This window comes from Brevundimonas sp. (assembly GCF_036659295.1).
Classification (GTDB): domain Bacteria; phylum Pseudomonadota; class Alphaproteobacteria; order Caulobacterales; family Caulobacteraceae; genus Brevundimonas.
Map to the genome: position 1 here is coordinate 1 of NZ_JAVXCU010000032.1, position 20,926 is coordinate 20,926.

Genomic DNA, 20,926 nt, shown 5'->3' on the forward strand with positions numbered 1-20,926 from the left:
AATGGATTGCAGCCCTTGGCCCGCAGCCCAGATATCCTTCCAGCGCTTATTGGCACCATCGCCAGAATAGTCGCGCGCGACAGGGCCACCCAGATTGTCGGGATCAAGCCCCGCAGCACCCAGACTGGGTTTGAGCCATGAAGCGGGTGTTCCGGTGATGGCAGAAGAGACAACCAGATCGTCAGGGCCACAATCGACGATCATGGCCTTGTAATCGTCTTGTGCGCGGCTCTCAGACGCGGCCAGAAAACGGGTGCCCATATAGACCATGTCGGCACCAGCTGCGATCGCGCCGGCCATAGCCGAACCATCGGCAATGCCACCTCCGACAGCGATATAGCCGTCGTAAAATTCGCGCACAGCGGAGATGAAGGCCAAGGGTGAAAGATGACCCGTATGTCCGCCCGCACCGGCGCTGATGCAGGCCATACCGTCCACACCGGCGGTGGCCGCTTTGCGCGCCAGATTGATGTTCACCACATCGGCAAACACCAAGCCGCCATAGCTTTTGACCTTTTCAATCACCGGCTTGGGCGAACCGAGTGCCGTGATGACGACCGGAGGTTTGTATTCGGCCACCAGTGCTAGGTCTTCGGCCAGACGGCTATTGGACGAGTGGGTGATCATATTGGCTACCCATGGCCCGTCGCCGGGGGACAGGGCATCTGTGATCTGGCCCATACAGCTGTCGAGTTCGGATAAGGTGCGACAGTTGGGGGTCGGAAATGCCCCGCCAATGCCGGATTTACAGGCGGCAATGACCAGTTCGGGGCCGGATACCAGAAACATCGGAGCCGAAATCACCGGCAGTCGCATGGAAAATGGAAGCGTCATTTACAGACTCTGAATGTGCAGGATTCACGCAAAAAACAGGCATAGGCACTCATGCCTGCGCATCCATACGCTCGACGATCATGGCCGAGCCGATGCCTTGTGCGCCCGTCGCAACCACCATTCCGAAGCGGCCCTTTGAGGCGTCAAGCGCATCGAGCAGGGATGACAGTAAAATGGCCCCTGTTGCGCCCATCGGGTGCCCCTTGGCCAGATGGCCGCCGCCGACATTGACGCGGTCAGGATCGACATCATAGTCGCGCAAGAATTTGGCGATGACGACGGCAAAGGCTTCCATGAATTCGATGCGGTCCATATCGGCCAAGGTCAGACCCGCCTTGATCAGTACGCGCTCCATGGCATCAAAGCCTGCGGTCAAAGAAGCATAGGGATCTCCGCCGATCTCGACCGAGGCGACAATACGCGCCCTCGCGCCCTTTGGATCAGCCGAAACCAGTGCCAGCGCCGCGCCATCGGTCATGGGCGGGGCATGAGCGAGGGTGTGGCTGTAAGCGATTTCGCGCCCGTCCAGTGCGCCCGCATAATGCGGGGCCATGGTTGCGAAAGCGGCAGGCATGGCGGCCAGACTCTCGGCGCGGGTAGAGGCACGGGCGGCTTCGTCTTTTGTCAGCGCGTTGACGGCGATGCGGGAGGCAACAAGCGCGCTGTCCTCGGCGGCAGCGGTACGTTGCTGCGACGTCAGGGTGACGGCGTCCAGTTCATGACGTGTGATACCGCTGTCCTCGGCCAGACGATCTGCCGCCAGCGCGACCAGCAGGAAACGCGCGCGCGGTTCCAGATCAGCATCGGTGTAATAGTCGGCCTTGTCGGCCATAAAGGGCACATGCGACATCATCTCGACACCGCCGGCCAGAAGGCTGCTGGCGGCACCGCTTGAAACCATCTGCGCGGCCTGCCCGATCGCTGTCAGACCCGATACGCAGTAATTGTTGAGCGTATAGGCAAAGGCCGCATCATCCAGTCCGGCATACAGCTTGGACACCAGCGCGATGTTTCCGCCCTGTGCCCCGACCTGTCCGACGCAGCCGAGTAACAGGCCATCGGCCTTGCGGGGCGCATGACCGCGAGCTTCCAGCGCATCAATCAGGCCGCCCACAAGCTGCTGGGGTTTCATTCCGGCCAGTCCGCCATTTGGACGGGCCTTGCCACGCGGTGTGCGCAAGGCGTCGTGAATATAGGCGCTCATTGATCCTGCCCCTGTAGCATCGGGTGGCCGCGCTCTATCTGCGTCGCAACCGGCATTAGATAGTAACTTTTATAAAGAGACTATGTGTCTATCGGCTGGCGGGTGCAAGTTGATTTAAGCGGTACTGCGGGCGGTTCGGGGTGCGTGTCCGTTGTGGCCACCGAAGAAGTAAACACGCCAAGTCCGCACTGTGTTGACGCGAAGCCTCAGAAGAGTGACAGGCTGGGCGACAGGTCTGGCTTTGCGGACTGTCGGGATGTTGCTCCATGAAGCTGAAAACCCTGCTGTCGTCTCGGGACAACCGATTGCCCTTGGTCATGGGGGTGTTGAATGTGACGCCCGACAGTTTCTCCGACGGAGGCTGTCACGATGACGCAGCGGCGGCATTGTCCCATGCGCGCAGGCTGATTGCTGACGGGGCCGATGTGCTGGACATCGGGGGCGAGAGCACACGTCCCGGCTCCGATCCTGTGAGTGCCGAAGAGGAGATTGCCCGCGTGGTGCCGGTGATCGAGGCATTGGCGCGTGAATGGGATGGCGTCATCAGCATCGACACCATGAAACCGCAAGTGGCCCGTGCGGCGATCAAGGCGGGGGCGCATGTCTGGAACGATGTCTCGGCCCTGCGCTATGCGCCAGACAGTGTGGAGACAGCGGCAGAGCTGGGGTGCGAACTGATCCTTATGCACATGCGCGGTGATCCCAAGACCATGCAGGATGCGCCGCACTATACCGATGTGGTCGCCGAGGTTTGCCGACACCTGTCCGATCAGGCGGAGGCGGCGATGGTCGCAGGGGTCGGTCGGGACAATATCTGGCTGGACCCCGGTATCGGTTTTGCCAAAAATCTGGCTCACAATCTGGCTTTGACGGCCAAACTGCGGACGCTGTGCGATCTGGGCTATCCGGTTCTGTACGCGGCCAGTCGCAAGCGCATGATCGGCGAGATTGATCCGGCGGCCAGCGATGCGCGTGATCGTCTGGGGGGCACGATCGCACTACATCTGGAGGGCGCACGGCAAGGTGCCGCCATGGTGCGCGTGCATGATGTGCGCGAGATGGTGCAGGCCTTAAAGGTGCAGGCAGCTATCGACGAGGCCGCGCAGTGAATATCGGCGTATCGCCCTATATTGCGCCGGTCATTCTACTGGCGATCTCCAATGTCTTTATGACCTATGCTTGGTACGGGCATTTGAAGGGCGATCCCAAGCCGTTGTGGATCGCGGTTATGCTGAGCTGGGGCATCGCCTTTTTCGAATACTGGCTGGCGGTTCCGGCCAACCGGATAGGCCACACCGTTTATTCCGCAGCCGAGTTGAAGACGATGCAGGAGGTCATAACCCTTGCCGTGTTTGCCGGATTCTCGGTGCTGTATCTGGGCGAGAAACTGACGATCAACCACTTGGTCGGCTTTGCTTTTATCGCACTGGGGGCATGGTTCATTTTCCGTGGCCCGATCGGCACCTAGGGACACGTCGGGTTTCAGCGGGCACCGGCATCTTGCTCTTGGGGCAAGATTCGCCCATCACGCGCCTATGAACTGGTTGCTCTCTCTCAATCCGTGGCTCGTCCTGATCGTGGCGGGTATGTTCGAAATCATGTGGGCCTCCGGCGTGAAATATGTCGGGGTGCAAAGACCGCTGATTTCGTTGGGTGTTGCTGTGGCTCTGGCCGCCAGCATGGTCGGGCTGTGGGCGGCGACCCAGAAGCTGCCGGTCGGTACGGCCTATGCGGTCTGGACCGGCATTGGCGCCGTGGGTGCGGCCGTCGTCGGCATTGTGATCTATCAGGAACCGGCAACGGCGATCCGCGCCGTGTGTATCCTGCTGATCGTCTGCGGCATTGTTGGGCTGAAGCTGTTTTCGGGTGCGGGCGCATGACCCAGAGCGCCGAGCACCAACTCGCTCAACTAGCGAGTGACCGAGTCACGAGTTTTAGCGAAAAAAACAAAGCCCGTGTGCTCGTGATCGCCGGATCGGATTCCGGCGGTGGCGCAGGCATTCAGGCGGATATCAAAGCCATCACCATGCTGGGCGGCTTTGCCGCAACAGCGGTGACGGCCATTACGGTCCAGAACACTCTGGGCGTGCATGGCGTCTATCCGGTACCGCTGGATGTGATCGCGGCACAGGCGCGCTGCGTGCTGGAAGACATCGGCACCGATGCGGTGAAAACCGGCATGTTGGGTACGGTCGAGGTGGTGGAAATCGTCGCGACCCTGCTGGACGAGGCCAAGGCTCCGGCGGTTGTTGATCCGGTGATGATCGCCAAGGGTGGCCATCCCTTGCTGCCCGATCTGGCTGTCGAGGCGGTGAAGTCTTTGATGGTGCCGCGCGCGGCCCTGCTGACACCCAATGCGCCCGAGGCCGAGGCCCTGACGGGTATTGAGATCATTGACCTTAACGGTCAGCGCCGCGCAGGCGAGGCGCTGCTGAAAATGGGGGCCAAGGCGGTCCTGATGAAGGGCGGCCACGTTGCGGGCGATACGGTCATCGACCTTCTGATGACATCGGATGGCGAGACGGTTCTGGAAACCGAACGCATCCATTCCATGCATACCCACGGCACGGGCTGCACTCTGGCCAGCGCCTGTTCGGCGGGCATCGCCAAGGGCCTGCCACTGTCTGTCGCGGTGGCTGAAGCCTGGGCCTATGTGGCCGAGGCGATCCGCCGTGCGCCGGGTCTGGGCGGCGGTCATGGTCCTCTGGACCATGCGTGGCCAGTTCGTGAGTTCACCCGCCGATGAGCCAAGCGGTGCTTGAACAACGGCTCAAGGACATTCTGAGCGCGGATCCGGTGATGATGCAGGTGCTGCAAGGCACACGCGATTTACAACTGCCGGACTGGCGTGTGTTTTCGGGCGCGGTCTATCAGAGGGTCTGGAACCACCAGACGGGACGCGCGGTCGATTACGGCATCAAGGATTATGACATCGGTTATTTCGATCCCGATACGTCATGGGATGCCGAGGATGTCTGGATCAAACGCTTTGCGGCCCATTTTGACGGCCCGCTATCGGAACAGGTCGAGGTCCGAAATCAGGCCCGCGTGCATCTGTGGTTTCCGCAAAAATTCGGTCAGCCCTATACGCCCCTGACCCATACGGACGAGGCACTGCCGCGTTTTGTAGCCCCCTGTTTTGCGGTCGCTGTTCGGCTGGAGGATGACGGCGACATCAGTGTGGCCGCGCCCTTTGGTCTGGAGGATATGTTCAACCTGACCATCCGCCCGACCGTCGGCAGACCGGCGGCGCAGGACTGGGACCGGATTGTCACCAAGCTTCAGGCCCGCTGGCCCGAGCTTGTGGTACAACCCGCATAAGATAAGGGCGCGCTCCCTTTAAGAAGCGCGCCCTCTTGAACAGCCCGGCGACAGGGTAGGGTGGGCCGCCAAAATTTACTTAGTGGCGACGACCGTTATTGTGGTCGCTGCGGTGTTCCTGACGCAGCTTGCGTTCAAGGCGTTGCTCGACGCGATCATACTGGCGGTCCAGCGTCTGGACTTCGCGACGGTCCAGACCGCCGCGCATCATGCCGCGTTCCATGCGGATCACATCGTTCAACTCGCGCTTCAGGCTGATGGCATCGTCACGGTCCAGACGACGGTTATCACGGGCGCGGTCGATGCGGCGGTCCAGCTCGATCTTGCGATAGGTCACCTCGCGGCGGTCATCGTGACGCTCATAGGACGGCGCGTGGCGATAGGACTGGGCCGAGGCAATGGCCGGAACAGCGCTGGCAACAGCGGCGATGGCCATGACCGGGATCATAAAGGACTTCATCTTGCTCATCTGGGGCTCCTTTGCGAGTGGTGTCGCAGAGTGGCTCCCTGCGGCGTTGATCCCACAAAAGCAGATCGTGGCTGAGCCGTTTCTGAACGGTGCGCGTCAGAAACGGTTCATGTGCATGAAATTGCAGACAGACTTCTCGTTTCGCGCGAACGTCACCCTTTAATGGGGGCGAAAGAATAACTGGCCCGAACCGACGGGATGGGCTTTAATCTGCGTGTTAGTATTATGCAGCCAAGGTTATGTAAGGCTGCGCAATGTTAAACTCCGCGTTCAGCCTATGTTCAGAGGCGAGAGCCTAAACCGGCAGACATGATGTCCATTCGAGCCCTTTTGATTGCCGCCTTGATCGCTGTCGTTCCCGCAACGGACGCAGTGGCCCAGTCGCGTGACCAGTCGCGCGACCGCGAGCGGGACCGTTATGAGCAACGCGACAACCGCGGCAGTGACCGTGGTGGCCAGCGTGACAACCGCGACAACCGTGGCCAGCGCGCCAATCCCGGTCAGGTCGCCCGCGAGGTCCAGAATGGCCGCCCGGGTCGGATGCTGGGTATGCGCGAGCGCGGCGACGACTATACGGTGCGCTGGGAATATCCCGGTGGCCGTGTGTCTGATATCGAGGTCGATGGCCGTTCCGGGCGTCCCCGTCGGGACGACTAGGCGTTGAATGTCGGAACGACTGAATTCTTTAAAAGGTAAGTGATCCATGCGTGTTCTTCTGGTCGAAGACGATGTTGACCTGTCGCGCCAGTTGAAAACGGCGCTGTCGGATGCCGGTTACGCGGTGGATCACGCGCCCGACGGCGAAGAGGCATGGTTCCTCGGCGATACCGAACCCTATGATGTGGTCGTGCTGGATCTGGGCCTGCCCAAGATTGACGGCGTATCGGTGCTGGAGCGCTGGCGCCGTGAAGGCAAGACCACTCCGGTTCTGATCCTGACGGCGCGTGCCGCATGGTCGGATAAGGTGGCGGGCTTTGATGCCGGTGCCGACGATTATCTGACCAAGCCCTTTCATACCGAAGAACTGCTGGCGCGTTTGCGCGCCCTGCTGCGCCGTTCTGCGGGACATGCCACCTCGACCCTGTCGTGCGGCGGCCTGCGCCTTGATCCGCGTGCCGCGCGGGCGACCGTCAATGGCGAGCCGCTGCGCCTGACCTCGCTGGAATACCGCCTGCTGCACTACATGATGATGCATCAGGGCCGTGTCATCAGCCGCACCGAACTGGTGGAACATCTGTACGATCAGGACTTCGACCGCGATTCCAACACCATCGAGGTGTTCGTTGGCCGTCTGCGCAAGAAGATCGGGTCGGACCGTATCGAAACGGTGCGCGGTCTGGGTTACCGTCTGTCGCCGCTGGCCGGTGAAAGCGATGCGGGCTGAGACCTGAGTTGAGCGAAACCGTCGAGCAAGACGATACGGCCTCTACGCCTGCGTCGGTTGTAAAGGACAGCTGGGGGCGCTTGCGTCCCGGCCGCTCGCTGACCCGTCGCCTGATCTGGCTGGCCGCGGCATGGATATTTGTCGCGCTGATCCTGACAGGCGGGGTGCTGACCTCGCTGTTTCAGGAATCGGCCCTGCGCCGTCTGGGCAGCACGCTGAGTGATACGATCGACGAGGTCGTGGTGGCGGCCAGTATCACCCCTGAAGGCCAGCTCTATGTCGGTGAAATCCGCGATGCACGGACTGAACGTCTGTTGTCGGGAAAGTACTGGATGGTGGCCGAATCGAATGCCCATGGCAGGCTAGAAGTTGTCGCCGGTTCGGAATCGCTGGGCGGCTTGTCGCTGGCCTATGAGCCTGACCTGTTGGATCGCCTGCGCAATGCTCTAGGCCGGACAGTCAGCTATAGCGCCGAGGACGGGCCCAAGGGCGAGCCATTGCGCATTGCCGTCAGCATGAAGACCCTGCCGGGGCGTAGCGAGCCGGTTGTATTTTTTGCCGCCATCGACCGCACCGATGTCGATGCCGATACGCGCCAGTTTGCCACGGTAACGTGGGTGGCCTTGCTGTTGATGGGGCTGGGGCTGGTGGCGGCGGTGTTTGTGCAGGTTCGGGTGGGTTTGCGCCCGCTCTATGATCTGGACCAGGCCATTGCCGAGGTTCACCGTGGACGCGCCAACCGCGTCGGTGGTGCCTATCCGCGTGAAATCCAGCCTCTGGCCGATCAGGTCAATCTTCTGTTGGAACATTCGCAGGAAACCGTAGAGCGCCAGCGGACCCATGTCGGCAATCTGGCCCATGCGTTGAAAACCCCTCTGGCGGTCATGCTGGCCGAGGCGGGTACGACGGATGGTCCGCTTCAGGATATTGTCCGCCGTCAGGCACAGGTGATGCGAGATCAGGTGGAACACCATCTGCGCCGCGCCCGCGCCGCCGCCCGCGCCGCGCACGGCCTTGGCGAGAGCACGCCTGTCGAGGATGTGCTGGACGAACTGGCCGTGATGATCGAGCGGGTCTTTGCCGATAAGGGCGTCGAGATCGACTGGCGTGCGCCCGAAGGTCTGGCCTTCCGTGGCGAGCGTCAGGACTTGCAGGAAATCTTCGGCAACCTGATCGAGAATGCCGGCAAGTGGTGCAAGCGCCGTGTGCGGGTTCTGGCCGGACCGTCGGTGCCGGGCCAGATGGTGGTGGTGGTCGAGGACGACGGCCCCGGTATCCCCGAGGACCAGCGCGATACGGCTTTGAAACGCGGCACGCGCATGGACGAGGCCACGCCCGGTACGGGGCTTGGCCTATCGATCGTGGACGAACTGGTGCGGGCCTATGGCGGTCGTATGACTCTGGGCCACAGCGATATGGGCGGCTTGAAAGTGGTTGTGGAACTGCCCTCCGCCGAGGGTTGATTACACGCTCTTACAAACTGCAAGCACCGGACGAACACGCCGTTAACCGACACTGTTGCATGATCGTCTTCGAGTTTTGAGCCGATTGGAGCCGACCGGAACCTGTTTATGGCGGAGCTGACACCCGCACATAGGGTCGCCTTGGGCGAGGTCATTACGCGCAGTCCCGATCATGTCCTGTCATTGCTGGAATCAGCCGTGGCGGACATGGCCGGTTCGCGCGCCGAAGCCGTGCGCCTGATGATGGCCGAAGAAATCCGGGACCGTCTGCGCCGCGATCAGGTTTTGCGTCCGTTATTGCCGCTGTTCCGCGAGCGGGTGGACGGCATGCAGGGCTTTGTCCTGCCGGTGCGTCTGCGCGACGATCTGTGGCGGGCCGCCAAGCGGAACGAGCCGGAACTGCTGCCCAAACTGGATTATGATGACGATCTGGCGCGGATGATTGCCGATCGTCTGTGCCAGACCGCGGCATCGGCCCTGCGCGATCACGGCGGCAAGATCTGGCCGGGTGGAACAGTGGAGAGCCGCCAGAAACTGGCGCGGATACTGGATGTGGCAGGCATTGCCCGCACCTCGGTGAAACGCTTGCCCGACTGGCAGGGACGGATTGATGCCGAGGAAGCCGCCGAGCTGAAACTGGCGCTGCGGCAGGCACAGGCCGTGGGCGAGGACGGTCCCGACTGTCTGATGGAAATCTATTACGCCCACCTGCGCGAAGGCTTGCAGGTGCTGCGTCTGGCCGAACACGCGGCGGTTCTGGCCAGCCCGTCGTCCAGCCTGTCGCAAGGCACTTTTTCTGAATTTGTAGATCGCGTCATGGCGGCACTGGTGGACAAGGCTGACTTTATTGTCGCCTTCGATTTGAGCGAGGGACCGCAAGGCGTGCTGGCCCTGCGTGATCAACTGCACTGGCTGGCGACCGCGCTCAAAGAGTTCGAAGTGGTGGTGGTGCCTCGCGCCGACAGTGTCTGGGCGCGGACCCTTCGCCACCAGAAGCTGCGCTTGTCCATGTCGCTGGTCGAGCGTTTCAAACAGGCCGACGAGGCCGTGGATGTCTTGCTGCCACAGGAAAAGACAACGCTGGCAGGGCGCATGACGCGGGCGGTGCCGCATCTGTCGGCCCCGCTGGATGATGAACGGGTTGAACAGGCGCGTTTGCTGGTGGGTATTTTGTCCACCACCCACGGTCCTGCGGCGGCCATGGGATGCGAGAGCGAACGGCGCCAGACCGTCGAGGGGATCGTCGGGCGCATCTCCAACTGGTCTGGCGAGGCGCTGGATTTACTGAACAAAAATGACGTAACAGACGGTGGTCGTCTGGCCCGTCGCCGCCTGCAGGTGATGGTTGATCTGCTGCAATTGGCGGGGGCCAAGGATGCCGCCCGCACGGTGCGTCGCCGTCTGGCCAGTCTGGGTGCGGCACCGGGGATCGTGCCCGCCTACTCGCATCGTCAGGCCTGATCCGCTACAGCGAACATTATGACGATCTTTTGGATCCTGACCGCGACACTGACGGCGCTTGCCGGACTGTTGATTTTGACGGGCGCACGCCGTGGTGCGGCGCGTCTGGCCGCGCCCGACGAGGCCGAAACCGACCGCCTTTCGGGCGCGCGCGAACTGGCCGAATTAGACCGGATGAAGGCGCGCGGCCTGCTGGACGAGGCGGCGTGGACTGCGGCGCGGGCCGAGGCTGGTCGCCGCCTGTTGGCCGCCCGCCGCGCCGAAGGGCATCTGGCGGTAACGCAAAAAGACGGTCTGTGGGTTCTGTGCGGCGTGGGCGCGACGGCGGCCTTGGCGCTGGGTCTGTACATGGTGTTTGGCGCAGCCGGTTTTACCGATCAGCCCTATCAGAAGCGCGTGGCCGAATGGGCCGCCAACCCGCAAGGGCTGGAGCCGTCACAGGTGGCGGCGGTTCTGACCGAAGTGGTACGCAAAGACCCCGAAGATGCGCTGGCCCTGTCCATGCTGGGTGCGGCCCGCTTCGAGGCGGGCGATACGGTGGGGGCCGCGTCGGCCTTCCGTCGCGCCCTGACGCTGAAGCCGGACAATGCCCAGAACTGGGCGCGTCTGGGGGAGAGCCTGGTGCGGGCCAATGAGGGCCGGATCGGACCGGATGCCGAGGCGGCCTTTATCGAGGCGGTCAAGCTGGACCCGAACCAGTTGGGTGCCCGTTATTTTCTAGGCGAAGCGGCGGTGGCACGCGGGGATGTGGCACGGGCCGAAGAGCAGTGGGGGCCGATCCTGTCGGTGCTCGAAGCGAATGATCCGCGCCGTCCCGAACTTGAAAAACTGCTGGCAGAAGCCCGCGCCAAAGCGTCGAAATGACGGGTGCGGCAATGACAGTTTGCGATCTTTATAGCGGGCGCATGGCCTGCCTTGCGTTTGTAGGCACGAAATGAGCTGGCTTCCCAAATCTCCCAAAGCCCGTCGCCGCCTGTGGGTGGTGGCTGCGGCTGCACCTGTGCTGGCACTGGCCGTGGGCCTGTCTCTATGGGCGATGAAGGACAATGTGACCTTCTTCTATTCGCCGTCCGAAGTGACAGTAGAAAAGGTGCCGACCGGACAGATGATCCGTCTGGGGGGTCTGGTCGTGGCCGGAAGCGTGGTCAAGAATACGGATGGCTCGGTGCGCTTTACCGTCACCGATAATGCCGCCACGTCCGAGGTGCATTTCAAGGGCGATCTGCCCGACCTGTTCCGCGAGGGGCAGGGGATTGTGGCGCAAGGCCGCTATGGTCCCGACCGCACCTTCGAGGCCACGCAGGTTCTGGCCAAGCATGACGAAACCTATATGCCGCGCGAAGTGGCCGACCGCCTGAAGGAAACAGGTGAATGGCGTCCCGAAAGCGGCTCATACCAACCGGCGGGGAAATAGGCGCGTGATTGTCGAACTTGGCAGCTATGCCCTGATCCTGTCCTTTGCGCTCAGCGTGTTTGCCATGGGCATGGCCACATGGGGGCGCATCCGTCGCAACCCGGTGCTGGCCGGTGCCGCATCGGCAGGCCTGCTGGCTTCGGCGCTGGCCATTGTGGTGGCTTTTGCCAGCCTGATCTGGGCCTATGTGACGTCCGATTTCTCGGTCGCGAACGTGGCGCTGAACAGCCATACCGACAAGCCGCTGCTGTATAAGGTGGCGGGCGCGTGGGGTAATCACGAAGGCTCGCTGCTGCTGTGGTGTCTGGTGATGACGGCCTTTGGCGCTGTGCTGGGTCTGTCGCGCGGTCTGCCGTTCGGGCTGAAAACCTCGGCGGTGGCGGTGCAGGGCGCGTTGTCGTCGCTGTTTTTGGCGTTTGCGGCCTTTACCTCCAATCCGTTTGTGCGGCTGGACGAGGTTCCTGTTCAGGGCAATTCGCTGAACCCGTTGCTGCAAGACCCGGCCTTGGCCATCCACCCGCCGCTGCTCTATGCGGGCTATGTCGGATTTTCGGTCTGTTTTTCGCTGGCGGTTGCGGCCCTGATCGAAAAGCGGGTCGATCCGGCCTGGGGGCGCTGGGTGCGGCCTTGGGCGCTGGCCTCGTGGGCGTTCCTGACGGTCGGCATCGCTCTGGGCAGTTTCTGGGCCTATTACGAACTGGGCTGGGGCGGCTGGTGGTTCTGGGACCCCGTTGAAAACGCGTCCTTCCTGCCATGGCTGGCGGGGGCGGCCCTGTTGCACAGCGCCATTGTCACCGAGCGTCGCGGGGCGCTGGCGGGCTGGACGGTGTTCTTGTCCATTCTGGCCTATAGCTTCTCGATGCTGGGCGCGTTTCTGGTGCGCTCGGGCGTTCTGACATCGGTGCATGCGTTTGCGGTCGATCCCGAGCGCGGCATGATGCTGTTGGGGATTTTGGGGCTGGCGTCCGGTGCGGCCCTGATCCTGTTTGCCTTCCGTGCGCCCGCTATCCGCTCCATGGCGACCTTTGCGCCGGTCAGCCGCGAGGGCATGCTGGTCCTGAACAACCTGTTCCTGACGGCGGCAGCAGCGACGGTGCTGTTGGGCACGCTTTATCCGCTGCTGCTGGAAGCTACCACGGGCGCGACCATTTCGGTCGGCCCGCCTTATTTCAACGCCGTGTTCACGCCCTTGATGGCGGTGGCCTGTATCCTGTTGCCGGCCGGACCCTTGCTGGCGTGGAAGCGCGGCGATGCCAAGGGGGCGGTACAGCGCTTGCGTCTGGCCATGGTGCTGGCGGTGGCAGGGGCGGGTCTGGCCTTCCTGCTGTTCGATCCGAAAAAAGCACTGGCAGCCGCCGGTGTCGGTCTGGGTCTGTGGCTGGTGTTCGGTGCGATTGCAGAGGTGGCCGAACGCACCAAGCTGGCCCGCGTGCCGTTTGCCGAAACCGTGCGCCGTGCGCGTAACCTGCCTTTGGGGGCATGGGGCATGGCACTGGCCCATGCCGGGGTTGGCATCTTTATTCTGGGCGCGGTGGTCGAGACGGCGTTCAAGGTTGAGAGCGCTCGCGCCCTTCCGATTGGAGGTGAGATTTCAGCCGGCCCGTGGAAGGTGCAACTGAAAGACGTACAGATTATCGAGGGGCCGAACTATCTGGCCGAGCAGGGTCGCTTGGCCGTGGTCGATGTGGCGGGCCAGAAACGCGAGCGCGAGGTTACGTCCGAGCGGCGCTTCTTCCCTGCCGGTGGTCAAACCACGACCGAGGTGGGTCTAGATTTCCGTGGTCTGGACGATGTCTATGTGGTGATGGGCGAGCGCACGGCGACCGATGCGGGAGAACCGGCATGGGTGGTGCGCCTATACTGGAATCCGTGGGCACGACTGATCTTTGTCGGCCCCGCCCTGATGGCGCTGGGCGGCTTGGTGTCGCTGCTGGACCGTCGCTTGCGGGTGGGTGCCGGTCCGGGGGCACGTCGCCGCAAGACTGAAGGCAAGGTGGCCAAGGCATGAAACAGCTGTTTGTCGCCACGGCCCTAACAGTGATGCTGGCGACCTCGGCCATGGCCGAGCCAGCGGCAGCACCCGACGCGGCGCTGGCGGATCCGGTGGCCGAGGCCCGCGCCCGCGAACTGTTCGTCGATATCCGCTGTGTGGTGTGCCAGCATGAATCGATTGCCGATAGCCCCGCTGCCATTGCCGCCGACATGCGCAAACTGGTGCGCGAGCAAATCGTCAACGGCAAGACCGATGTCGAAATCCGTCAGGATCTGGTGCGCCGCTATGGCGACTATGTACTGTTCACCCCGCCGTTCCGATGGGGCACGTTGATCCTGTGGCTGGGGCCGCTGGCTCTGGTTCTAGGGGCAGGGCTAGTGTTCTGGACCCGCAGCCGTCGCCGCAAGGAGATCACTGCGCCGCTGGACCCGCGTGAAGAGGCCGAGCTGGCTGAATGGATCAGGTCGGCGGGCAAATCTGACAAACAAGACATCTAGAGCCGCTGTTTGGCCTTGCTTGGGCCTTGGCTTTACCGTGGTCGCGGACAAACGATTTTAACGGATGATTTCCACGGGCCATTTCGCGTGTCAGCCATTGGCATCTGCGAATACGCCCTATATCCGTTATTTGGGGAATCCAGCGTATTCCCGATCTTAGACTACAAGGACGACGATGCTGAAACGCAAGGAGTTCATTCTGGGGGCCGCCGTAGGCCTGACCTTCGCCGCAGCGGCGACGGCGGGTGGCGTCATCCAGTGGCCGGGAGCCGAGGCGGCTCCGGTATCGGCTTCGCGCCTGATCCCCTCGGCAGGGGCTGCAGGTCTGGCCTTTGCGCCGCCGCAGGGCGCGCCGCTCAGCTTTGCCGACATCTTCCAGCAGGTGGCACCGGCTGTGGTGCAGATTGACGTGAAGACGCGCATACAGCGTCCGCGTACCATGCAGATGCCGGGCTTCCCGTTCCCGTTCATGGTCCCCCCCCAAGAGGGCGGCTCCAAGGTCGAACCGGAAACCCAGTTGGCACCGGGCAGTGGTTCGGGCTTCTTTATTTCGGCTGACGGCACCATCGTCACCAATAACCACGTCGTGGCCAATGCCGAGGAAATCAGCGTCAAGCTCAGCGATGGCCGCACCTTCAAGGCCCGCCTGATCGGTCGCGACGAAGCCTCCGACCTTGCCGTCATCAAGATTGAGGGCGATGCCTTCCCGTTCGTCTCGTTCGAAGAAGCATCTGAGCCGCGCGTCGGTGACTGGGTCATCGCGGTGGGCAACCCGTTCGGTCTGGGCGGCACAGCCACAGCCGGTATCGTTTCGGCCAAGTCCCGCGACATCGGCGGCGGCGTGGCCAACGACTTCCTGCAAATCGATGCTGCCATCAACCGCGGTAACTCCGGTGGACCGACCTTTGACATCTATGGTCGCGTGATCGGCGTGAACACGGCGATCTTCTCGCCATCGGGCGGCAGTGTCGGCATCGGCTTTGCCATTCCGGCCAAGACGGCCAAGGAAATCACCGACCGCCTGATCAAGGGTGAAACCATCGAGCGCGGCTATCTGGGCGTGCAGATCACCGATCTGCAACCCGAGGTGAAGGAAGCTCTGGGTCTGGATGCCAATACCAAGGGGGCCTTCGTCGCCCAGGTGACGGCTGGCTCTCCGGCAGCCGAAGGCGGCCTGAAAGAAGAAGACATCGTCACCTCCGTCAATGGCGAGGCCGTGGATGGCGCATCGGGCCTGACCCGTCGCGTGGCCAATGCCAAGCCGGGTGACCGCCTGCGTCTGGAAGTCCTGCGTGAAGGCCGTCGCCAGACCGTAGACATCCGCGCCGGTCGTCGTCCGTCCGAGGACAGCCTGAACCAGCAGCTGGAGGGTGAAGACACACCTGACGCGGCACCGAATGCGACGGTGGGTACCGAGGTCGAGGGCGTGACCGTCACGGCCCTGACCGCAGCCCTGCGCCAGCGTCACGACATCCCCGATGATGTGAACGGTGTGGTGGTAACTGCCGTTGATTCGGCTTCGGAAGCGGGCAAGCTGGGCATTCCGGCCGGTCTGGTCATCTTCCGCGCCAATAACCGCGCGGTTACGTCGCCTGCCGAGTTCCGCACGGCGGTCGAGGCCGCCCGCACGGCGGGTCGCCCCAGCGTACTGTTGATGGTCCGCTATCAGGGCAGTAACCGATCGCTGGTGCTGCCACTGGCGAAAAAAGACTAAATCGGTTGGCGTCGGATAAAATCTGACGAAGCCTTAACTGTGATTTCGGCGGCAATCGGTTATGGTTGCCGCCGATTTCTTTCCTGGAGGGGATAATGCGTATTCTGGTTGTCGAGGATGACGCCGAGGCCGCCACCGCAATGGTGCGCGGGCTGAGCGAGGCCAGTCACGAGGTCACCCATGCGGTGGACGGTGCCTTCGGCCTTCTGGAAGCGCAAAAGGGCGGTTACGATGTCTATGTCGTGGACCGCATGATGCCGCGTCTTGACGGTATCGGCATGGTCGAAACCCTGCGCAAGGGCGGCGACCAGACACCAGTGCTGTTCCTGTCGGCGCTGGGCGAGGTCGAGGACCGCGTGGTGGGTCTCAAGGCTGGTGCGGATGACTATCTGGTCAAGCCCTATGCCTTTGTCGAGCTGATCGCCCGTGTCGAGGCTCTGGCCCGCCGTCGCGAGACAGGTGGCGTTCAGACCGTTCTCAAGGTCGGCGATCTGGAGATGAACCTGATTGCCCGTACTGTGCATCGCTCGGGTCAGGATATCGACCTGCAACCGCGCGAGTTCCAACTGCTGGAATATCTGATGCGCAATGCCGGCCAGTCGGTGACGCGCACCATGTTGCTGGAAAAAGTCTGGGAATATCATTTCGACCCCCAGACCAATGTCATTGACGTTCACATCAGCCGCCTGCGCTCCAAGATCGACAAGGGCTTTGACCACGCCATGCTGCAAACCGTGCGCGGCGCGGGGTACCGGCTGGAGGCCTAAGCCCTCACATGCATCTGCCATCCCTTTTTAGACGAACCCCATTTCGTCTGACGCTGCTGTTTCTGGCTCTGTTTGTGGCCACGGCCAGCGCGGTGATGGCCTATGTCTATATGGCATCGGCGTCCGAAGCGCGGGCGCGGGCCGAGGCCAGTGTGCGGTCCGAGGTGGAAACGCTTGTGGCCATCTACCGGACGCGCGGGGGCAATGCGCTTAACCAGGCGCTGGTAGATCGCACCCTGCGCGGGGACAAATATCTGTACCGGCTGCGCGATGCTGACGGCAAAGTCGTCACCGCCAATATTTCCGATATTCCCGATGGCGTGGACAGCGGGGAATGGGAAACCTTCCGCCTGACCGATACCGATGCCGAGGGGCGGGTGCAAAAACGCCAGTCGATCGGTATCGACACGGCGTTGGCGGGTGGGGAACACCTGTTTGTCGGCGAGGATGTCGGCGATATCGAAGCCTATCTGTCGCGTCTGACACAGGCCCTGTGGCTGGCCATGTTCTTTGTGCTGGTGCTGGGCATTGGTGGCGGCTTGCTGGTCAGCCGCCGCGTGGAAGTGGCGATGGGCCGTCTGAACCGTGTCGTGGGCGCGGTTCAGGAGGGCAATCTTAAAGTGCGTGTGCCGGTGAAAAACTCCGGCGACGAACTGGACGAGTTGTCGATTGGCTTGAACACCATGCTGGACCGGCTGGAAGGTTCGATGGCTTCCATCCGCCATGCGGGCGATGCCATTGCCCATGACCTGCGCTCTCCGCTGACCCGTATGCGGGCCAAGCTGGAAGTGGCGCTGATCGATGCCGAGGCGGGCAAGGTATCCGGCGTTGATGCGCTGGAACTGGCACTGGGCGAGGCCGACAGCCTGCTGAAAACCTTCAATACGGTTCTAGCCATTGCCCGCCTTCAGGCCGGTGATGCGCCCGATCCCAAGGTGTTCGATGCCGGCATGCTGGGTCGCGACATGGCCGAGCTGTACGAATATGCAGGTGAGGAAAAAGACATCGAGTTTGCCTCGGAAATCGACAAGGACCTGTTTGTCGAGGGCAACCACCCCTTCCTGGCGCAGGCACTGGCCAACCTGCTCGACAATGCCATCAAATATACCCCGCAAGGCGGTGCGGTCATGTTCCGCGCGCGCCGCAAGGCCAATGGCGAGATCGAGTATTCGGTCACCGATAACGGGCCGGGCATCCCTGAAGAAGACCGCGAGCGGGTGCTGCAACGCTTTGTGCGTCTGGACAGCAGCCGTACCGAACCCGGCTCGGGTCTGGGTCTGTCGCTGGTGACGGCTGTGGCCGAGGCCCATTGCGGGCGTATCGAATTGGCCGAGGGGCCGGGGGCTTATGATGGACGCGGGCCCGGTCTTCGTGTTGCACTGGTCCTGCCTGCCGCTCCAGCGCCAGAATAAACGCCTGACGAGACAGTATGACCCAAGACCCCCAGCCCCTGATCGCCCGCATCAGCCCCTGTGGCCCTGTTAGCGATCCGGACGCCGCCGCCCGTCTGCATGAACGGTTGTTCGAGGCGGCGCAGGAACAGGGCTGGCAGGACGATCTCGAATTGGCATGGCCTTCTCTGGCTCCTGTGTTTGCGGCCTCGTCCTATCTGGGGGGCATCGCCAAACGCTGGCCATCAATGTTGCACGCGATACTGGTGGCCGATCCGGACCAGAGGCTGGAAAGTCTGCTGACGGAGACCTTGTCGCTGGTAGGACCGCCGGACGAAACCAAATCCCCCTTGCGCCTGCTTAAGGCTGAGTTGCACCTGATGACGGCGCTGGCCGATCTGGGCGGGGCATGGTCGCTGGATCAGGTGACATCGGCCATTGCCCGCTTTGCCGATGCGGCGGCGCAGACGGCCTTGCGCTCGGCGGCCGCAGACTGGCGCAGGCGTGGAAAGCTGTTGTCGGCGGAGGATGATCCGCGCGGCCCCGTGCCGGGCCTGTTTGTTCTGGCCATGGGCAAGGGCGGGGCGTTCGAGCTGAACTATTCGTCCGATATTGATCTCAGCCTGTTCTATGAGCCGGATGTGCTGTCGGCGGTGCTGGACGACAGTGTCGAGGTGCAAAACTTCTGCAACCGTCTGGCGCAGGGCATGGCGACCCTGCTGACCGAGCGGACGGGCGAGGGCTATGTGTTCCGCGTGGACCTGCGTCTGCGGCCCGATCCGTCCTCGACCCCGCCGGTGGTCTCGGCCCCGATGGCCTTGGCCTATTACGAGAGCGTCGGCCAGAACTGGGAGCGGGCGGCCTTTATCAAGGCGCGCGTCTGTGCGGGCGATGTGGCGGCGGGCGAGGTGTTTCTGGAACATCTGTTGCCCTTTATCTGGCGCCGCAGCCTCGACTATCAGGCGGTGCTGGATATCCAGTCGATCAAGAAACAGATCCATACCTACAAGACCGGCGAGAGCTTGGACGCCGCAGGGGCCAATCTGAAACTGGGGCGCGGGGGTATCCGCGAGATCGAGTTCTTCGTCCAGACCCAGCAACTGATCCTCGGCGGGCGCAATCCGGCCCTGCGCAGTCCGCGCACACTAGAGGCCCTGCAAGCCTTGACCGAAGCCGGTCATGTCACGCCTCAAACCTGCGAGCAGTTGAATGCCGCCTATCGTGTTTTGCGCGATCTGGAACACCGCGTTCAGATGCTGGAGGACGAACAGGCCCACGCCCTGCCGGTGGATGACGAGCGCCGCGCCAAGGTGGCGGCGCTTTATGGTCAGGATGATCTGGCCGCATTCGACCGCAGCATTGGCGAGCTTCTGGTTAGTGTGAACCACATCTATGGCCAGTTGTTCGAGGGCGGCGAGCAGTTGTCGTCGGAGTATGGCAGTCTGGTTTTCACCGGCGTTGAGAACGATCCCGGTACGCTGGAAACCCTGCGCCGTATGGGCTTTGTCGAGGCCGCCAGCGTGTCGGACACGATCCGCAGTTGGCACCATGGCCGTATTCAGGCCACGCGCACGGCACGGGGCCGCGAACTGTTCACCCGCCTTGCCCCGCGCCTGCTGGAAGCGGCGGCTGCAACGGGTGCGCCCAATGTGGCCTTTACCCGTTTTGCCACCTTCTTTTCCGGCCTGAAAACCGGCGTACAGGTGCAGGCCCTGTTTCTGAACCAACCACGTCTGTTCGATATGGTGGTGGGGATTATGGCCTTTGCCCCGCGTCTGGCGCGGGTGCTGGGGCGACAGCCGCAAGCGCTGGACGGGGTGCTGGATGCCCGTTTCCTGACCCCGCTGGGCGAGGATACGGGGGTGGCCACCCAGCTTGTCGAAGAAGCGGCCGAGGCGGGCGATTTCGAGAGCGCGATGAATGTGGTGCGCCGCCATCACCGCGAACAGGCTTTCCGTATTGGCATGAATATCATCACAGGCCGCGTTTCGGCCTGTCAGGCGGGATGGACGACCACATCCTTGGCCGATGCCTGCATGCAGGCCTTGTCGGTGGCGGCCTTGGCCGAGGCCACACGCATGGGCGGGGCGCTCGGCGGAGGCGAGGTGGCGGTGGTCGCCCTTGGCAAGGCCGGTTCGCGCGAGATGTCGCTGGGATCGGACCTTGATCTGATGACCATCTATACTGCCCCGCCCGAGGCCATGAGCGAGAACAAGGGCTGGGGCGCGGAAACCTTTTATGGCCGCTTTACCCAGAGGCTGATTGCTGCCCTGTCGGCCCATACGGCCGAAGGCGGACTGTACGAGGTGGATATGCGGCTGCGACCGACCGGCTCGAAAGGGCCGGTGTCGGTGCGCCTTGGCAGCATGACCGACTATTATGCCGACGAGGCCGATACATGGGAGTTTATGTCCCTGACCCGCGCGCGGGTGGTATGGGCGACCAGTTCCGAATTTGCGGCACAGGTTCAGCAGACGCTGGAGGATGTGCTGCGCCGTCCGCGTCCCGGTGTCGATATCGCTGCCGATGTGCGCAAGATGCGTGACCTGATGGAACGCGAACGCCGCGCGCGCGGCTTCTGGGACCTGAAGCTGAGTGCAGGCGCGCAGGTCGATGCCGAGTTTGTCGGCCAGTATCGGCAGTTGATGCAGGCGGCATCGGGCGGGCCTTTAACCCAGTCGACGCTGGAGGCTCTGGTCGATGATCCGGTCATGGCCCGCACATGGATGCTGCACCAGCATGTCGGGCAGGTGATGACCTGTGCCTTTGGCGAACGGGTCGATCTGGATCAGGAACCAGCAGGCTTCCAGCAAAAACTGGCCGAGGTGGTTGGCGAGCCGGACTTCGAAACGCTCAAGCTTAGTATAGCTAAGGTTCGCCAACAGGCGCGGGCGCATCTGGATCATGTGCTGCCCTCTGTGCCTGCCAGTAATAATGCAGAGGCGGCGACGGAAAACTGATCTTTAGGCGTTCAATCTTTCTGACGGGGACAACATCGGGCTTTGGATGCCCAG

At 62.6% G+C, this 20,926-nt stretch carries 20 protein-coding genes; 17 read left to right on the forward strand and 3 right to left on the reverse strand.

Annotation, left to right across the window (positions count from 1 at the left end):
* Both RSB01_RS07660 and RSB01_RS07665 read right to left on the reverse strand, forming a co-directional pair.
* Nucleotides 1–834: nitronate monooxygenase (locus RSB01_RS07660; RefSeq protein WP_332625262.1), on the reverse strand; the 834-nt coding region annotated here is incomplete at its 3' end.
* Nucleotides 835–883: 49 nt separating this feature from the next.
* The gene (locus RSB01_RS07665; RefSeq protein WP_332620487.1) at nucleotides 884–2,038 is read right to left on the reverse strand and encodes an acetyl-CoA C-acyltransferase; all 1,155 of its coding nucleotides are present in this window, start codon (nucleotides 2,036–2,038) and stop codon (nucleotides 884–886) included.
* A 266-nt stretch (nucleotides 2,039–2,304) separates the two neighbouring features.
* Here RSB01_RS07665 and folP point away from each other — a divergent pair, with 266 nt between their 5' ends.
* From folP to RSB01_RS07690, 5 genes are all read left to right on the forward strand, one after another.
* On the forward strand, nucleotides 2,305–3,147 hold the full coding sequence (gene folP, locus RSB01_RS07670; RefSeq protein ID WP_332590856.1) for a dihydropteroate synthase: 843 nt from the start codon (nucleotides 2,305–2,307) through the stop codon (nucleotides 3,145–3,147).
* A gap of 2 nt (nucleotides 3,148–3,149) precedes the next feature.
* Nucleotides 3,150–3,506 carry a DMT family protein gene (locus RSB01_RS07675; RefSeq protein ID WP_332590866.1) on the forward strand — a complete coding sequence of 119 codons (357 nt, stop codon included), beginning with the start codon at nucleotides 3,150–3,152 and terminating at the stop codon, nucleotides 3,504–3,506.
* Between the two features lie 67 nt (nucleotides 3,507–3,573).
* The gene (locus tag RSB01_RS07680) at nucleotides 3,574–3,918 is read left to right on the forward strand and encodes a multidrug efflux SMR transporter (RefSeq protein ID WP_332590857.1); all 345 of its coding nucleotides are present in this window, start codon (nucleotides 3,574–3,576) and stop codon (nucleotides 3,916–3,918) included.
* On the forward strand, nucleotides 3,915–4,784 hold the full coding sequence (gene thiD / locus RSB01_RS07685; RefSeq protein ID WP_332590858.1) for a bifunctional hydroxymethylpyrimidine kinase/phosphomethylpyrimidine kinase: 870 nt from the start codon (nucleotides 3,915–3,917) through the stop codon (nucleotides 4,782–4,784). The genes RSB01_RS07680 and thiD overlap by 4 nt, the downstream gene beginning before the upstream one ends.
* A complete protein-coding gene (locus RSB01_RS07690) occupies nucleotides 4,781–5,359 on the forward strand; it encodes a nucleotidyltransferase family protein (protein WP_332590859.1) in 579 nt (192 codons plus the stop codon). The genes thiD and RSB01_RS07690 overlap by 4 nt, the downstream gene beginning before the upstream one ends.
* 79 nt (nucleotides 5,360–5,438) lie before the next feature.
* Here RSB01_RS07690 and RSB01_RS07695 read toward each other — a convergent pair whose 3' ends face one another.
* On the reverse strand, nucleotides 5,439–5,828 hold the full coding sequence (locus tag RSB01_RS07695; protein ID WP_332590860.1) for a hypothetical protein: 390 nt from the start codon (nucleotides 5,826–5,828) through the stop codon (nucleotides 5,439–5,441).
* Nucleotides 5,829–6,137: 309 nt separating this feature from the next.
* Between RSB01_RS07695 and RSB01_RS07700 the strand changes: the two genes are divergently transcribed.
* The 12 genes from RSB01_RS07700 to RSB01_RS07755 all read left to right on the forward strand — a co-directional run bounded on the left by RSB01_RS07700 (nucleotide 6,138) and on the right by RSB01_RS07755 (nucleotide 20,872).
* Nucleotides 6,138–6,485: a hypothetical protein gene (locus RSB01_RS07700; RefSeq protein ID WP_332590861.1), complete on the forward strand. Its 348-nt coding sequence runs from the start codon at nucleotides 6,138–6,140 to the stop codon at nucleotides 6,483–6,485.
* 46 nt (nucleotides 6,486–6,531) lie between these two features.
* A complete protein-coding gene (locus tag RSB01_RS07705) occupies nucleotides 6,532–7,212 on the forward strand; it encodes a response regulator transcription factor (RefSeq protein ID WP_312138863.1) in 681 nt (226 codons plus the stop codon).
* An 80-nt stretch (nucleotides 7,213–7,292) separates the two neighbouring features.
* Nucleotides 7,293–8,675 carry a sensor histidine kinase gene (locus RSB01_RS07710; RefSeq protein WP_332590867.1) on the forward strand — a complete coding sequence of 461 codons (1,383 nt, stop codon included), beginning with the start codon at nucleotides 7,293–7,295 and terminating at the stop codon, nucleotides 8,673–8,675.
* A 108-nt stretch (nucleotides 8,676–8,783) separates the two neighbouring features.
* On the forward strand, nucleotides 8,784–10,136 hold the full coding sequence (locus RSB01_RS07715; RefSeq protein WP_332590862.1) for a hypothetical protein: 1,353 nt from the start codon (nucleotides 8,784–8,786) through the stop codon (nucleotides 10,134–10,136).
* Nucleotides 10,137–10,154: 18 nt separating this feature from the next.
* The gene (gene ccmI, locus RSB01_RS07720) at nucleotides 10,155–11,000 is read left to right on the forward strand and encodes a c-type cytochrome biogenesis protein CcmI (protein WP_332590863.1); all 846 of its coding nucleotides are present in this window, start codon (nucleotides 10,155–10,157) and stop codon (nucleotides 10,998–11,000) included.
* Between the two features lie 70 nt (nucleotides 11,001–11,070).
* The gene (gene ccmE, locus RSB01_RS07725) at nucleotides 11,071–11,550 is read left to right on the forward strand and encodes a cytochrome c maturation protein CcmE (protein ID WP_332590864.1); all 480 of its coding nucleotides are present in this window, start codon (nucleotides 11,071–11,073) and stop codon (nucleotides 11,548–11,550) included.
* Nucleotides 11,551–11,554: 4 nt separating this feature from the next.
* Nucleotides 11,555–13,558 (forward strand): heme lyase CcmF/NrfE family subunit, encoded by a 2,004-nt coding sequence (locus tag RSB01_RS07730; RefSeq protein WP_332625263.1) that lies wholly within the window; start codon nucleotides 11,555–11,557, stop codon nucleotides 13,556–13,558.
* Nucleotides 13,555–14,040, forward strand: a complete 486-nt coding sequence (locus tag RSB01_RS07735) for a cytochrome c-type biogenesis protein (protein ID WP_332590527.1) — start codon at nucleotides 13,555–13,557, stop codon at nucleotides 14,038–14,040. Before RSB01_RS07730 ends, RSB01_RS07735 begins: the two co-directional genes overlap by 4 nt.
* A gap of 175 nt (nucleotides 14,041–14,215) precedes the next feature.
* Entirely contained in the window at nucleotides 14,216–15,754 is a 1,539-nt protein-coding gene (locus RSB01_RS07740) for a Do family serine endopeptidase (protein WP_332590528.1), read from the forward strand.
* 95 nt (nucleotides 15,755–15,849) lie between these two features.
* A complete protein-coding gene (locus RSB01_RS07745; RefSeq protein ID WP_332590529.1) occupies nucleotides 15,850–16,521 on the forward strand; it encodes a response regulator transcription factor in 672 nt (223 codons plus the stop codon).
* An 8-nt stretch (nucleotides 16,522–16,529) separates the two neighbouring features.
* Entirely contained in the window at nucleotides 16,530–17,933 is a 1,404-nt protein-coding gene (locus RSB01_RS07750) for a HAMP domain-containing sensor histidine kinase (RefSeq protein ID WP_332590530.1), read from the forward strand.
* A gap of 17 nt (nucleotides 17,934–17,950) precedes the next feature.
* Nucleotides 17,951–20,872: a bifunctional [glutamine synthetase] adenylyltransferase/[glutamine synthetase]-adenylyl-L-tyrosine phosphorylase gene (locus RSB01_RS07755; protein ID WP_332590531.1), complete on the forward strand. Its 2,922-nt coding sequence runs from the start codon at nucleotides 17,951–17,953 to the stop codon at nucleotides 20,870–20,872.
* Nucleotides 20,873–20,926: the final 54 nt, after the last annotated feature.